Below are 14,357 nucleotides of genomic sequence, written 5' to 3'. Positions count from 1 at the left end.
TGCGTTTGCAACAGCCCCTTTTCCTGCTTATTGATAAATCCTTCTCAGGAAGTTAGAATAATAAAAAAAGACTGGGGAGGAGTATCCTATGGCATACAATTTTACCACCATCAACAAACGGTATGGGAAAGGGTCCTTTAAATGGCAGGAGATGGCACGGTATGGGGTCCGTCCGGAGGAAGACATCATTCCTTTTTCTGTAGCGGATATGGAATTGGAAACGGCGCCGGAAATCAAAGAAGCACTGAAGAAAGAAATCGATGATTTTGTGCTGGGGTATGCCAATCCTACGGCATCTTATCGGGAAGCCTGCTGTGCATGGCAGGAAAAACGGCATCACTGGGCAGCCAAACCGGAATGGATCTGTCCTTCCCATGGGGTGGTGGATGCTTTCTTCACAGCGGTGAAAGCCTATACCCAGCCGGGAGATGGCGTCATGCTGCTGACCCCGGTCTACTATCCCATGTACCATGCGGTTTTGGACACGGGACGGAAGCTGGTGGACTGTCCGCTGGTGGAGCAGGGAGACAGCTACGCCATCGATTTCGAAGATTTTGAACGGAAAGCTAAAGACTGCCATACCAAGATGCTGATCTTCTGCAGTCCCCATAACCCTGCCGGCCGGGTCTGGACACGGGAAGAACTCCAGCGGATTTCCGGAATCTGCCTGGCCAATGGGGTATTGGTAGTCTCGGATGAAATCCATGATGACCTGATCATGCCCGGTTATGAACATACCGTCTACGCGTCTCTTTCTCCAGAAGCCGAACAGAACTGTCTGGTGCTGACTGCTCCCAGCAAGACCTTCAATTTGGCCGGGCTGCAGACTTCCAATATCTTCATCCCCAATGCCCATCTCCGGGCCCGGTATATGGATTTTCTGAAACAGACCAATCCCAATCCCAAATGCAATATCCTAGGGTATCTTGCCTGTGAGACAGCCTATCGAAAATGTGAAAAATGGCTGGACCAATGCCTCCAGGTCATTGATGCCAACCGGAAACTGGTCATCGGGTTCATGGCGCAGAAATTCCCCCAGATCAAAGTCAAGAGGCTGGAAGGAACCTATCTGCTATGGATGGATTGGCGGGGTCTGGGTCTGGATCATAAAGAATTGGAACGGATCAATCACCAGGAAGCCCGGCTCTTCTTTGATGAAGGATATATCTTCGGGAAACAGGGAGAAGGGTTCGAGCGGTGGAACCTGGCCTGCCCCACCCGGTATATCCAGGAAGCCCTGGAACGGATGGAAAAGACATATGGGAAATATGTAAAATAACGGAAAAAACAAGGGGTGCTACACGTTTTGTGCAGCACCCCTTGTTTTTTATTTTGCTGTCAATTTTTTCAAAACCCTTTCCAGTACTTCTGCTGCCTGGCCGATGGGCTCAGGTTCCGTATATTCGTCCGGAGAATGGCTGATCCCTTTTACGCTGGGGACAAAGAGCATGGCTGTAGACAGTTCATGTCCCAGGATCATGGAATCATGGCCGGCCCAGCTGGGCTGGATCTGATAAGGGATCTTCAAGTCCTGGGCCTCCTGTTCGAAAAGATCCATCAGGCTTTGCTCCATGGGCAGGGGCGGGATTTGGTCCAGCTGCTTCCACTGGAATGTGACCTGGAAGGTCCGGGCGATTTTCTGGAGCTCTTCTTGGAATTCCGTCAGGGCAACATCCATGGTTTGATCGCTGGCAGAACGGATTTCCAGAGACAGCTCGGCTTTCCCTGGGACCACATTCCCGGCATCCGGGAAGACCCGGATATGGCCTACGGTAGCCACATACTGCTGCTGGGAAGCCAGGGCTTTCTCAAATACGGCAGAGATCCACTGGGCGGCGGCTGCCAGGGCATCTTTCCGGTCTTTCATAGCCGTGGTGCCGGCATGGTTGGCTGTGCCGGTGATGGTCACGGTGAAGTGGCGGATACCTACAATGGCAGAAACGATCCCCAGGGGCAGTTTGGCATCTTCCAGCGCCCGCCCTTGTTCGATATGGAGTTCCAAGAAACATTTTCCAGGTAGCAGATGGGGTGCAAAGGGATCCCCTTCCAAGCCGACTTCCTGGAGCAGTTGGGACAGGGTACGGCCTTCTGCTGTTACGAAACGGTCAGGATCTTTGCCCTGGAGTTTTCCGGCCATGGCCTGGCTGCCCAGGCAGGGGGTCCCGAAGCGGGTGCCTTCTTCTTCTGCAAAGGCGATGATGGTCAGCGGCCGGTAGGGGCGGAATCCCTTCTCGTGCCAGGCGGCTGCGATGGCCAGCGGGACAGTGATGCCCAGGGCCCCGTCATATTTTCCCCCATGGGGGACGGAATCCAGATGGGATCCGGTATACACCGGCGGAAGATCCGTTTCTCCCGGTACGGTCATGAGCAGGTTGCCCCAGCCGTCCCGCCTGCACTGGAGGCTGATGGCCTCACCATAATGGCGCAGATACTGCTGGGCTTCTAGGAAAGGCTTGGACCAGGAAAGCCGGGTAGTCCCCTGGCCTTTTTCATAACCAAAAGCCGAAAGCGGTTGGAAGAGTTCCTGCCAGATGGTTTGCAGTGTTTTCATTGTATGGACTCCTTTCGTAAGGCCTGTTTCCAGGTCTGTACTGCTTTCTGGAAATCTGCCAGGAGATCCGCTTTGATCTGGGGCAGAGATTTGACAAAGAAAGTGGCACTGATAGTCAGCAGCAGACGGCCTTTTTCATCGTACAAAGGGACGGCCAGGCTGCCCACGTCATTGAAGAATTCTTCGATTTCCGTAGCATAGCCGTTTGCCTGGATGACTTTCAGCTGTTCCCGGAGCGCTCTGCTGGATTGGATGCTGCAGGGGGTATAGGCCCGGTATTCCAGCTGTTCCAGCAGCTCTTCCCGGCCATGGGTCACTTCATCCAGGAGCAGCAGTTTGCCGGAACTGGTGGCATGGAGGGGCAGATCCGAATATTCACTCATGACGATGTAGTAGGCCTGTTTGGTGGGATAGGCACAGTAGACGCTGAAGATCTGATTCTGGTAGACCATCTGGAGGCTGGCAGAAAAATGGTATTTCTCAGCAACCGCATCTACCAAGGGCTTAAAGAGCTCCACATACCGGTCGATATCCTGACGGATCATGGAGGCCTTGGTCATAAAATAATAGCCCAGTTTGTAGAAGCCGCTTTCCCGGTCACGGAGGAGCAGCTGGCTTTCTACCAGGGTGTTCACGATGCCCCGGGCAGTATTGATGTTCAGTCCAGTCCTTTCACTGATGGCGGCCAGGGGAAGACTGGGCGTCGTAGGGGTGAAACAGTCCAGGATCTGCACGGCCCGCTGGATGGACTGGATGGGTTTTTGTAACTTTTTTTCCATAAAAGAACTCCTTTGGACAGACCATTTTCTTTAATTAGAGTAACACAAAAGATTTTGATTGACAAACAGGAATATTGGTGATATAAAACCTGTATAAAACTACAATGCAAAAATAAAAACGACAATGTAGTCAAACAGAAGTGAATCACTAGGGTAATGCGGCGTAGGATTTACTATTTTGAAAAAAGGGGAGAAAAAAATGGCAGAAAAACAAGAAAAGCAGTTTACCCTAAAGGAAAAGTTGGGAGCATTGGGACCTGGTTTCCTGATCGTAGGCTCCTTCATCGGGCCGGGGACGGTGACCAGTTCCACCAAAGCCGGGGCCGATTATGGTTTCCAGCTGTTCTGGTGCATCATTTTCTCAGTCATTGCGGTCATTGTGATGCAGGGGATGGCAGCCCGGCTGGGAATCGTGACCCAGATGGGACTGGCCCAGAACCTGGTGAACGATTTTGAGAACCGCCCTGTGCTGCGGACTCTGCTGTGCGGCCTGGTGGCTGTGGCCATCACCATTGGCGGATTTGCCTATATGAGCGGGGACCTGACCGGGACGGCCATCGGCATCAGTGCCCTTACGGGGATTTCTACCCGGATCATCGCTCCCGCATGGGGCCTTTGCATCCTGCTGCTCCTGAGCTTTGCCGGGGATGCCCTGAAATACTTGGAAAAACTGCTGGGAGCCTGCGTCATCATCATGGCAGTGGTGTTCCTGGTGACCATGTTCGTGGTGAAACCGGATCTAGGGAAACTGCTGGCTGGCTGTGTGCCCAGCATTCCCAAGGGAGGTTTGATGACCTGCCTGTCCCTGATCGGGACCACCGTGGTGCCCTATAATATGTTCCTCCATGCAGCTTCTGCCAAACGGACCTGGCACAGCACTGATGAACTGCCCCTCTGCCGGTTCGGGACCAATGTTCCCATGATCATCGGCGGCATCGTCACCGGGGCCATTATGGTGACAGCAGCAACGGTCATGCTGGGGATGCCAGTCCGGAACGCCATGGACATGTCCATCCAGCTGGAACCTACTCTAGGGACCTTTGCCAAACCTTTCATGGCCATCGGTCTGGTGGCTGCCGGGGTTTCCAGCGCTGTCTGCACTCCTATGGGAGTTTCCTATGTATTAGCCGGTCTTTTCGGCTGGGAAACCAACCGCAGTGACAAACGGTACACCATCACCAATTTCCTGGTTCTTTTGACCGGCATCATCATTGCCGGTGCCGGGTTCAACCCCATTGCCCTCATCATGGCGGCCCAAATGGTCAACGGTGTAGTGCTGCCCGTAGTGGTGGGCGTGACCATTTATTTGACGGCCAGCCGGAAAATCATGGGGCAGTTTGCCAACAGCACCCTGGAAAATGTGTTGGGGGGAGCGATTTTCATCATCTCTCTGATCCTGGGTGTCAGCAGTGTCATCAGTTTGTTGTAAGGAAGGCCTTTGGCCTGTCTGTCATATTTTAAAGGAGATGTTTTGACATGAGAGAAAGCAAACCTACGATTTATGATCCGAATTTCCTGCCCAATATGATTTACAGCGGGGTGCCGTCCTGGCTGAATCTGTCCGTGATCGAAAACGACGAGGACCTGAAGAAAATCGATGCGGCAGTGGTAGGGGTGCCCTGGGAAGGGGGCTGCACCATCGGCGGTTATTCTTCCACCACGGAAGGCCCAAAGGCGGTCCGTTCCACTTCTATCCGTTACACGGGGTTCCTGCCGGATTACAATCTGGACTGCTTTGATTATCTGAGAGTGGCGGATTCCGGTGACGTAGCCACCCAGAACGGCAACTATGACTTTACCTTCCAATCCATCCGGGAACGGATCGGCAAACTGGCTGACGCCAAGATCATTCCCATCACCATCGGCGGGGACCATGGGATCGCTTACCCCATCATCAGTGAAATCGCCAAACGGCATCCCAAGAAGGTCGGGGTCCTGCATTTCGATGCCCACCTGGACAACTACTCCCATTTCGGGGATGATGAACTGTCCCGCTGTTCTCCTTTCTACCGGGTATACAACGATCCCAATATGGATCCTACGAAGATTGCTCATATCGGGATCCGGGGACCCAGAAACCATCGGGAAGAATACAACAACGCCATGAAATATGGCGCAACGGTCATCCGGGCCATCGACGTCCATGAAGATGGCTGGAAAGCTGCCATTTCCAAAGCCCTGGAAGTGGTCAGCAAAGATACGGAATACATCTATATCACCGTCTGTGCAGACAGCCTGGATGCGGCCAACATGCCGCAGGCACCCCAGGATATGGGGGGCTTGACTTCTTATGAACTGCTCATGATGCTCCATGAAGCAGGGCTGGCAGGTGCGCGGGGAATCGACTTCGTGGAAACCTATCCGGAAGTGTTCACCCTGCAGACGGCGGCCCATGTGGTCAACTGGGCCTTCCTGTATTACCTGAATGGCCTGGCACAGCATATCAAAGACAGCAAATAAGGCATTCTGGAGCGTTGTCCGGCTGTCCGAAAAACAGAGGACGGTGTGTGCAAGCAAAAAGGGGAGTGAAAAACTTGAAACCGCAAAAAATGGAGGAACCGGTTTCCATGTTTGTCCTGTTCGCCCGTTTCTTTTCTATCCTGGCGAAGAACCTGGAAAAGGAATTCGGGGCCAAGGGCCTGGAAATCCTGAAACAAAGCGTCATCGACTGGGGGGTGGCACGGGGCAAAGACATTGCCCGTCGGGCTGCCCAACGGGGACAGAAAAATGATCTGGCTGCTTATCTGCCCAATTACGATATGGAGCGCAGCGAGCTGTTCGGATATGATACGGAATACGGCAAGGAGGAAATCAACCAGGATTTCGACCGCTGTGTATTCGCCAAGACCTGGATGGATGCCGGGGAAGAGAAGTATGGACGCATTTACTGCGAAAACATCGATCCGGCCATCTGCAAGGGCTACAATGAAGATCTGGAATGTATACATGACCATATCATGTATACAGACCATCACTGCACCTTCTGCTTCCGGATGAAGAAGAGAGACTGACTGGTAAGGGGGTTGTTGCACGCAATGTGCAGCAGCCCCCCTCTTGCATCTGGATTCCGGAACCGCTACAATACGAAGAAAAGACCCAAAGGAGAGTGCACCATGATTCTATTCTATGGAAGTAAAATCTGCATCGACTGCCGGAACACCCTGGCTGTCCTGCAGGCACGGAACCTGGAAGATCAGTTCCACTTTGTAGATATGACGGCGGATACGGCCAATATGAAGGCCTTCCTGACTCTGCGGGACCGGGAACCGGCTTTTGCGCCTGTGCGGCAGGGGGAAAAGGGACAGTCCTTCATCGGGATCCCTGCTTTTGTCCGGGAGGACGGCAAGGTGACCCTGGATCTGGATGAAGCCTTGGATTGGCTGGGGCAGCCGCCGGTACGGGATGAAGAAATCCAGGAAAAATAAGGCGGAACCCGTTTTGGAACAAGAAAGGAGTGTCACCATGAAGACTTTCCATACCGTTGCATTTCAATATGGGCCAGGAGGCGGCAATCCCTGCCCAGTGACTCTGGAGGCAGATGGGCTGACCGGGGAACAGATGCAGCAGATGACTTTCCAGTTCCAGCAGGAAGCGGCTTTTCTACTGTCTCCTACTGCGCCGGGCTGTGATGTGAAACCTCGGTATTTCGTCCCTCTCCACGAAATGGAGATGTGTGTCCATGCCACCGTTGCCAGCGCCATGGTGCTGGTGGATCAGGGCATCATCCAGCATTCTCCCATTGTCTTTGAAAGCCATTACGGCCCGCTGCCGGTGGAATGGGAACGGAAAGACAGAGAGATCCTGATCCGGGTGGAGCAGTTCCTGCCAAAATTCCAGGCTAAGCGGCCTTCCGATGAGGAACTGTGCCGGGTCCTGGGGATCTCCCAGGAAGCGTTGGGAAAGGGGCCAGTGGAATCGGCAGCGACTTCTCGGATGAAACTGATGGTCCCCCTGGCGGCGCCTCACTGGGTCCATGAAGTGAAACCGGATTTCCCGGCGCTTTGGGACCTTTGTGACCGCTGTGAAACAACTGGGTTTTATATCTTTGCACCGGAAAACAACCGCCCAGACAACGTTGTTTTTCATGCCAGACAGTTCCCAAACCGATCCGGCTACAATGAGGATCCGGCAACGGGAGTGGCAGCTTCCGCGCTGGGGGCCTATCTGGTCCGTCATCAGCTGATCCCGGTGGCGGAAGGCTGGAACCCCTGCACCGTCTACCAGGGGGAAGCCATGGGCCGGCCCAGCCTGATCCGGGCAGAGACCCAAGTCACCGGAGGAAAGATCACCAAGACCCGGATCTGCGGGACTGCATGTTATGAGAAGTGAATAGAAGAAGGGGGTGTTGTACGCAACGTGCAACACCCCCTTCTTCTGTTACGAACCATACACTTCCGGACAGCTTTGTTTGAATTGCAAAAAACATGTAAAAATTCAGTAAATATATGGTAAAATAACCTCGTAAAACACTTTGCCCGGCAAAGAGAGTCCAATAAGGGAGGCTGAATTACCATGAATCTGAAGAAGTGGCTATCTGTAGGGATGCTGTGCGTACTGGCTGCAGGCATCAGTGCCTGCGGCGGAGGCGGGGCGATCCCCGGTTCCAAACAGGACAAGAAATCGGCAGGGAATACGGTGATGCTGTATTCTTCCATGCAGGAAGACCAGCTGAATGCCATCAAGAAAGCGTTTGAAAAGAAATATCCGGACATCAAACTGGATTATTACTTTGCCGGGACTGGGAAAGTCATCACCAAGATCGCTACAGAAGCGAAATCCGGCCAGGTGGCAGCAGATGTAATCTGGGTAGGGGACCCTGCGGACTATATCGGTTTCAAGAAAATGGGCATCCTCCAGAAATACACTTCTCCGGAAGCCAAGGCCATCGATCCAGTCTTCATCGACAAGGAAGGCTATTATACGGGAGCACGGATGATGAACATGGGCATTGCCTACAACCCCCAGAAAGTTTCCAAGGAAGAAGCACCCAAGACCTGGGATGATCTCCTGGATCCCAAATGGAAGGGCCAGATCGTCATGACGGATCCTGGGACGGCGGGGACTACCAAATATGCTGTGGGGGCCCTGATTTCCAATTCCAAGTATGGGAAAGCTTATTTCGAAAAACTGAAGGAGAACGGTACGGAACTCCAGTCCGGGACCACGGCGACCCACAACCAGATTGCGGCCGGTGCTTATAAAGTAGGGATGTGCCTGGATTATGTCACGGAAAACCTGAAGAGCAAAGGTTCCACCATCGAATTCGTCTATCCGAAGCAGGACATCATCTCCATCTACAGCCCCATCGCCCTGGTGAAGGGAGCCAAGAACGAGGAAAATGCCAAGAAGCTCTATGACTTCATCCTTTCCAAAGAAGGCCAGGAAGTCCTGGTACAAAACAATATGCTGTCCGTCCGCAAAGATGTGAAACAGAAAGGTGTGACCATTGAGGAAATCGCCAAGAATGCCATGAAGGTGGATCTGGAGAAACTGGCTGCCAATGCCAAGAATGTACTGGATGAATTCGATGCCATCTTCAAGAAAAATTAACGTCGGAACGGACGGCAGGACAGTCTGCCGTCCGTTTTTCAGGAGGTGAAAGTATGGCCGATGTTCGGTTCAACCATATTACCTTCCACTATGGGAAAAAGTGCATCTTCGAAGATCTTTCCCTGACCGTGGAAGAAAGCCAGATCATGTGTCTGGTCGGCCCTTCCGGCTGCGGCAAGACGACCTTGGTCCGCTGCCTCTTGGGGTTCATCAAACCGGAGACAGGCTCCATTTATGTAGGGGACCGCTGCCTGTTCGACGCGGAAAAAGGCATCGACGTATCTCCGGAGCATCGTCACATCGGGGTGGTATTCCAGGATTATGCGGTGTGGCCCCATATGACCGTGTTGGAAAACGTGCTGTATCCCATGAAGAAGATGCGGCTGCCCAAAGAAGAGATGAAGGCAAGAGCCCATCATGCCCTGGAACAAGTGCGGATGCTGGGCTATGAGGAACATCTCCCCAGCCAGCTTTCCGGGGGGCAGCAGCAGCGGGTGGCCATCGCCCGTGCTTTGGTGAGCAGTGATGAAGTAATCGTCATGGACGAACCCATCACCAACCTGGATGCCAAGCTGCGGGAAGAAATGCTCACCGAGATCCGTTTGATCCAGCATGATATCGGGACTACCATCCTGTACATCACCCATGACCAGGAGGCGGCTCTCCAGCTGTGTGACCGGATGGCCATCATGGACCGGGAAGGGAAGCTGTGCCAGATTGGGGAAGATGAGGACATCATCCTGCGGCCGGCCAACCGGTTCGTCTTTGAATTCATCGGGGTATCCAACTTCTTCCCTTTGGTGCGGGAAAATGGACACACCTATCTGGTGGCCGGAGAGAAATTCCTCTATGATGAATGCCCTCCGGAAATCTTTGCCAGCGGCAAGCCCATGGAAATGGGGAGCCGTCTCAACGATATGGTCTTTGACGACCAGTCTCCTATCCGGGGAAAGATCACCCGGAGCGTGTTCCTGGGAAGCGAATACGTGTATTTCATCCAGCTGGGGAACCGGGAGATCCGGATGCAGGTCAATGCCCTGGATGTGATGCAGAACAATAAGGTGGAGGAAGGACAGGAAGTGGGTTTGCGTTTCCTCCAGCCCCGGTATTATGAAGCCAGAAAGGAGGACCATGATGAATCTGCGTAGAACCCGGCAGGGGACGTCCGATCTGGCGGCCCTGGACGGAAAAACCTTCAGCCTGGATAAGGCCATGACGCTGGTCAGCTTCGTCCTGCTGTTCGTCATCGTCTTTATCCCCATTTTCATGATCGTCTACAATGCCTTCTTCTATGAAGGGCATCTGGACATCGAGATGTTCAAGACCGTTGTATTCAGCCAGGATAATATCAGTGCCATGACCCATACTGTCATCATCGGCCTCAGCGTGACGGTGGTGGGAACGATTATCGGTCTTTTCTATGCCTGGCTGCTGGGGCGCAGCGATATCCCCTGTAAGAACCTGATGCGGGCCCTGTTCATGATCCCTTACATGTTCCCACCCTTCTTCGGGGCCATGGCTTGGGATATGCTCCTTTCGGGACGGGGCGGCTATGTGAACACCTGGCTGATGAACACCTTCCACCTGGCGTCGCCGCCGTTCAATATCAATTCCCTGGGTGGTATCATTTTCGTGGAAGTCTCTTATTATTTCCCCTTTGTGTTCATGCAGGTGGTCAGCGCCCTGGAGCGGATGGACCCCACCCTGGAAGAAAGTGCCCGGATCGCTGGGGCCAGCCAGGGGACCGTCATCCGGAAAATCACTATTCCTCTGGTGACTCCGGCCATTTCCGCAGGGGCCCTGCTGATCCTGATCTCTTCCCTGGCCCATTTCGGGGTGCCGGCCATCCTGGGCTTCTCCAAACAGATCTATACTCTGCCTACGGTGATCTATGCCTACATCGACCGGGCTGGGGGCAGCTTTGAGGGGATCCGTCAGGGAGCAGCCCTATCCATCCTCCTGGTCTTTGTGGTCACCATGGCCCTGATCCTGCAGAAAGTGGTCCTTTCCAGTGGGTCCTATGACATCATCAAAGGCAAGAGCATGCGTCCCACCCTGATCAAGCTCCGGGGAGCCAAATATCCCCTGCTGCTGCTGGCGGTGCTGACATTGGTCCTCATCGTGCTGGTCCCCCTCATCATGATCTTCCTGGAAGGATTGGTGAAAGCCTATGGGCTGCCGCTGATCCCGGCGAACTTCACCCTGGACAATTTCCACAGCATCATCACCAGCAAACAGACCATGGATGCCATCCGGAATTCCCTGTTCCTGTCTGTCAGCGCCGGGGTCCTCTGTATGTTCCTGGGCGTGATGATCGCCTATGTAGTCATCAAGATCAAACCCAAAGGGAAGGAAATCCTGGAAATGCTTTCCGTCCTGCCTTATTCCATCCCTGGGACTGTGCTGGCCATCGGGGTGATCCTTTCCTGGTCCGGCCAATTGGGCATCAGCCTGTATAACACCATCTGGATCATTTTGGTGGCATACATGGCCCGGTACCTGAGCTTCTCCATGAAGAGCGCTTCCGCATCCCTCCAGCAGGTCCACCCGTCCCTGGAAGAAGCCGCCCGTGCCTGTGGAGCGTCCCATACGGAATCCCTGAAAGACATCACCCTGCCTCTAATCCGGCCGGCCATGGTAGCTGGGTTCTTCCTGATTTTCCTGCCCTCCATGCGGGAACTGACCACTTCCATCCTGCTCTATGGGCCTTATACCCGGACTCTGGGGGTGCAGATCTTCGCCCTGCGGGACAGCGGACAGATCCCCCAGGCTTCGGCGCTGGCGGCCGTGGCCATCTGCATCATCATCATCTGCAATTTCATCGTTACCCAGATCACCAAAGACAAGAAGGGGGTGTAAAACGTGACTGACCAAATTGTGCTGCGGCACGTGACCAAACGTTTTACCACCAAAAAATTGGGCATCATCACAGCTGTCAATGATTTCAACCTGACCGTCCGGGAAGGGGAATGTTTTTCCTTCCTGGGACCATCGGGCTGCGGCAAAAGTACCACCCTGCGGATGATTGCCGGGTTCGAAGACCTGTCAGAAGGGGAAATCGAACTGTGCGGCCGCCCCGTCTCCGTCAAAGAGAAGAACATCTATGTGCCTCCGGAAGAGCGGGGATTGGGGATGGTGTTCCAGGCCTTCGCTGTCTGGCCCCATATGAATATCTTCGAAAATGTAGCATTCCCGCTGCAGATCCGGAAGCTGCCCAAGGCGGACATCGTACAGCGGGTGAAAGAGGCCCTGCACCATACCAGCCTGGATGGGATGGAAGAAGTCTATCCCAGCGATCTTTCCGGAGGACAGCAGCAGCGGATCGCCCTGGCCCGGGCCATCGTCACCAATCCTAAGGTCATGCTGCTGGACGAACCTTTGTCCAACCTGGATCCCAAACTCCGGGAAAGCATGCGGTTCGAAATCAAGAGCCTCCAGCAGAAATTCGGCTTCACCATCATTTTCGTGACCCATGACCAGAGCGAAGCCATGGCCATTTCGGACCGGATGATGGTCTGTGATATGGGGAACATCGTCCAGATCGATACCCCAGAAAATCTGTACAACCGGCCGTGCAACCGGTTTGTCCATAGTTTCCTGGGACAATCGACATTCTTACACGTTTATTTAAAGGACAATCAGGTCTATGTCCGGGGAGATTCGGAACAGACCTTGGATCTGCCCATCCCGGAGCATGTGGACCGGGAGATGGTCATTGCCATCCGGCCCAATGAAATCGACTTGAACCGGACCAAGGGATTCCGAGGAAAGATCGAAAGCCGGATCTTCCTCACCGATTCCACCCAGTATCTGGTCCGCATGGGAGACCAGCTCCTGAAGGTCCAGACGCCTCATCGGATCACCTTTGCAGAAGGAGAAGAATGCAGGGTCAACCTTGTGAAGGTCATGTGGTATCCGGAAGAAGATCCTGGCAAAGAAGAAGAACGGGCCAGGAGACAGTTGGTATGAAAAGAGGGGCTGCTGCGTACGCAACTGAGCTGACCCCCAATTGTTAGATTTTTGGTCTAACAATTGGGGGTCAGCTCACAACAACCCCTTTTTAGGACTCGAGCTCCGGGTCTCGAGTCTCGGGCTTTTGGATAGAACCTGTCCCCATGGCCAGGTTCTTTTGAAGGAATACTATGCTGGATATAGGAACGAATATCTTATTGTTAGCAGATTAGGTTTTACACATTCTAAAAAATTTGCCTGTAAATTTCTCATTCGGCTCGAGACGAGAGACATGAGACCGAGCCGCTATGCGGCTCACGAGAACGGGGGTGTGAATTTTTTCACACCCTCTTTTGTACTTTTTTCCCTCTTACATAAATAAAAAATGTAAAGTATAGAAGAACAAAAAATGCAAAATCAAAAATTTGTCAATTGAAAAATATCATTTTGCAGACAGTAGCTTTTTATTGAGGTGTAAAAAACCATCTTTTCACACTCCTCCTTCCGCCTTTCCTCGGAGCAACCGGAGGAATTCTTTGGCGGCGGGGGTCAGGGTGGCCCCTTTTTCATAGACGATCTGGATTTCCCGAGTTAAAGGATAGCCAGTCAGCGGTAGGGCTTTCACCAGCCCTGCCTGGATTTCCACTTCAACGGCTTTAGGCGACAGGATGGCCACGCCCAGATTGTGGATCACGGCCTGCTTGATGCCTTCCTGATTGCTGATGAACAGGGGATTCCGGAGCTCCAGTCCTGTAGAAGAGAGCTTTTTCTTCAGGAAATGATAGAGAGACGAGGAGGCATTTTTGGTGATCCAGAGCTGGGTGTTCAGGGTCTCCAGGGAAATCTCCGACTGGGCAAACAGGGGATTTTCCCGTCCCACGATGACTTTCAGTTCGTCCTGCAGCCAGGGGATCCTTTCGTAACGGCCTTCCTCCAGCTCCACATAATTGGACAAGAGCAAGAATTCCACTTGGTAGGAATGGAGCCGGGAAAGCAGGGAGCGGGAAGCATTGATGGTCATGTTCAGGGTGATGCCGGGATACAGCTTGTGGAAAGAGGCCAGGAACTCCGGAACCAGATAGACTCCGATGAAGTTGGTGGCACCGAAGTTCAGGGTGCCCTGTTCCAGATCATCGATCTGCCGCAGTTGCTCCTGGGCGTTCTGCCAGGAGGAAAGAAGGGTGCGGGCATAAGGCATGAAAGCCTTGCCGTATACGGTCAGCAGGGTTTCCTTGTGGGAACGGGCAAAGAGCTGGGCCTGGAGTTGCTCTTCCAGAGTACGGATCTGTTTGGAAAGGGCCGGCTGAGAAATGTACAAAGCGTCTGCTGCCTCTGAAAAATTTTTGTACTGGGCTAAAGTCAGAAAGGCCCGGATCTTTTCAATATCCATGAAACCACCTCCTTTTGAATTATAACAGAATGGAATTAAAACAACAAAACAATAGAATTGAGTTATAAAATAAAAGTCGCTACAATATAGTCAGAAAATTATGAAGGAACTAGACGAGGGGAGTTCCGCTACAGGA

General features: G+C 53.1%; 13 protein-coding genes. 10 read left to right on the top strand and 3 right to left on the bottom strand.

Annotated elements, in window-relative coordinates:
• Positions 1 to 88: 88 nt before the first annotated feature.
• Positions 89 to 1,279 carry a MalY/PatB family protein gene (locus ACTUHY_RS05195; RefSeq protein ID WP_442826852.1) on the top strand — a complete coding sequence of 397 codons (1,191 nt, stop codon included), beginning with the start codon at positions 89 to 91 and terminating at the stop codon, positions 1,277 to 1,279.
• Positions 1,280 to 1,327: 48 nt separating this feature from the next.
• Here the strand turns inward: ACTUHY_RS05195 and ACTUHY_RS05190 are convergent, their stop codons facing one another.
• Both ACTUHY_RS05190 and ACTUHY_RS05185 read right to left on the bottom strand, forming a co-directional pair.
• Positions 1,328 to 2,551, bottom strand: a complete 1,224-nt coding sequence (locus ACTUHY_RS05190; RefSeq protein ID WP_442826851.1) for a M20 family metallo-hydrolase — start codon at positions 2,549 to 2,551, stop codon at positions 1,328 to 1,330.
• On the bottom strand, positions 2,548 to 3,330 hold the full coding sequence (locus ACTUHY_RS05185) for an IclR family transcriptional regulator (RefSeq protein WP_442826850.1): 783 nt from the start codon (positions 3,328 to 3,330) through the stop codon (positions 2,548 to 2,550). The genes ACTUHY_RS05190 and ACTUHY_RS05185 overlap by 4 nt, the downstream gene beginning before the upstream one ends.
• A 199-nt stretch (positions 3,331 to 3,529) precedes the next feature.
• Between ACTUHY_RS05185 and ACTUHY_RS05180 the strand changes: the two genes are divergently transcribed.
• From ACTUHY_RS05180 to ACTUHY_RS05140, 9 genes are all read left to right on the top strand, one after another.
• Positions 3,530 to 4,759, top strand: a complete 1,230-nt coding sequence (locus ACTUHY_RS05180; protein ID WP_442826849.1) for an Nramp family divalent metal transporter — start codon at positions 3,530 to 3,532, stop codon at positions 4,757 to 4,759.
• 47 nt (positions 4,760 to 4,806) lie between these two features.
• On the top strand, positions 4,807 to 5,790 hold the full coding sequence (locus ACTUHY_RS05175) for an agmatinase family protein (RefSeq protein WP_075579261.1): 984 nt from the start codon (positions 4,807 to 4,809) through the stop codon (positions 5,788 to 5,790).
• 74 nt (positions 5,791 to 5,864) lie between these two features.
• On the top strand, positions 5,865 to 6,341 hold the full coding sequence (locus ACTUHY_RS05170) for an L-2-amino-thiazoline-4-carboxylic acid hydrolase (RefSeq protein WP_442826848.1): 477 nt from the start codon (positions 5,865 to 5,867) through the stop codon (positions 6,339 to 6,341).
• A 102-nt stretch (positions 6,342 to 6,443) separates the two neighbouring features.
• The gene (locus ACTUHY_RS05165) at positions 6,444 to 6,755 is read left to right on the top strand and encodes a hypothetical protein (protein ID WP_442826847.1); all 312 of its coding nucleotides are present in this window, start codon (positions 6,444 to 6,446) and stop codon (positions 6,753 to 6,755) included.
• Between the two features lie 37 nt (positions 6,756 to 6,792).
• Positions 6,793 to 7,659: a PhzF family phenazine biosynthesis protein gene (locus ACTUHY_RS05160; RefSeq protein WP_442826846.1), complete on the top strand. Its 867-nt coding sequence runs from the start codon at positions 6,793 to 6,795 to the stop codon at positions 7,657 to 7,659.
• Between the two features lie 183 nt (positions 7,660 to 7,842).
• The gene (locus ACTUHY_RS05155) at positions 7,843 to 8,880 is read left to right on the top strand and encodes an ABC transporter substrate-binding protein (protein WP_303063838.1); all 1,038 of its coding nucleotides are present in this window, start codon (positions 7,843 to 7,845) and stop codon (positions 8,878 to 8,880) included.
• 53 nt (positions 8,881 to 8,933) lie between these two features.
• Entirely contained in the window at positions 8,934 to 10,028 is a 1,095-nt protein-coding gene (locus ACTUHY_RS05150; RefSeq protein WP_075579256.1) for an ABC transporter ATP-binding protein, read from the top strand.
• A complete protein-coding gene (locus ACTUHY_RS05145; RefSeq protein ID WP_442826845.1) occupies positions 10,015 to 11,739 on the top strand; it encodes an ABC transporter permease in 1,725 nt (574 codons plus the stop codon). Before ACTUHY_RS05150 ends, ACTUHY_RS05145 begins: the two co-directional genes overlap by 14 nt.
• A gap of 3 nt (positions 11,740 to 11,742) precedes the next feature.
• Positions 11,743 to 12,849 carry an ABC transporter ATP-binding protein gene (locus tag ACTUHY_RS05140; protein ID WP_442826844.1) on the top strand — a complete coding sequence of 369 codons (1,107 nt, stop codon included), beginning with the start codon at positions 11,743 to 11,745 and terminating at the stop codon, positions 12,847 to 12,849.
• 472 nt (positions 12,850 to 13,321) lie between these two features.
• Here the strand turns inward: ACTUHY_RS05140 and ACTUHY_RS05135 are convergent, their stop codons facing one another.
• Positions 13,322 to 14,221: a LysR family transcriptional regulator gene (locus ACTUHY_RS05135; RefSeq protein WP_442826843.1), complete on the bottom strand. Its 900-nt coding sequence runs from the start codon at positions 14,219 to 14,221 to the stop codon at positions 13,322 to 13,324.
• Positions 14,222 to 14,357 lie beyond the last annotated feature (136 nt).

It is taken from the genome of Acidaminococcus nyctereutis (assembly GCF_052216985.1).
Classification (GTDB): Bacteria; Bacillota; Negativicutes; order Acidaminococcales; family Acidaminococcaceae; genus Acidaminococcus; species Acidaminococcus fermentans_A.
This window is presented reverse-complemented; position numbering and strand designations above follow the sequence as displayed.

Excerpts from the sequence above, each read along its gene's own strand:
- ACTUHY_RS05195 (WP_442826852.1), top strand. The coding sequence starts at position 89 with ATGGCATACAATTTTACCACCATCAACAAACGGTATGGGAAAGGGTCC.
- ACTUHY_RS05190 (WP_442826851.1), bottom strand. The coding sequence starts at position 2,551 with ATGAAAACACTGCAAACCATCTGGCAGGAACTCTTCCAACCGCTTTCG.
- ACTUHY_RS05185 (WP_442826850.1), bottom strand. The coding sequence starts at position 3,330 with ATGGAAAAAAAGTTACAAAAACCCATCCAGTCCATCCAGCGGGCCGTG.
- ACTUHY_RS05180 (WP_442826849.1), top strand. The coding sequence starts at position 3,530 with ATGGCAGAAAAACAAGAAAAGCAGTTTACCCTAAAGGAAAAGTTGGGA.
- ACTUHY_RS05175 (WP_075579261.1), top strand. The coding sequence starts at position 4,807 with ATGAGAGAAAGCAAACCTACGATTTATGATCCGAATTTCCTGCCCAAT.
- ACTUHY_RS05165 (WP_442826847.1), top strand. The coding sequence starts at position 6,444 with ATGATTCTATTCTATGGAAGTAAAATCTGCATCGACTGCCGGAACACC.
- ACTUHY_RS05160 (WP_442826846.1), top strand. The coding sequence starts at position 6,793 with ATGAAGACTTTCCATACCGTTGCATTTCAATATGGGCCAGGAGGCGGC.
- ACTUHY_RS05155 (WP_303063838.1), top strand. The coding sequence starts at position 7,843 with ATGAATCTGAAGAAGTGGCTATCTGTAGGGATGCTGTGCGTACTGGCT.
- ACTUHY_RS05150 (WP_075579256.1), top strand. The coding sequence starts at position 8,934 with ATGGCCGATGTTCGGTTCAACCATATTACCTTCCACTATGGGAAAAAG.
- ACTUHY_RS05145 (WP_442826845.1), top strand. The coding sequence starts at position 10,015 with ATGAATCTGCGTAGAACCCGGCAGGGGACGTCCGATCTGGCGGCCCTG.
- ACTUHY_RS05135 (WP_442826843.1), bottom strand. The coding sequence starts at position 14,221 with ATGGATATTGAAAAGATCCGGGCCTTTCTGACTTTAGCCCAGTACAAA.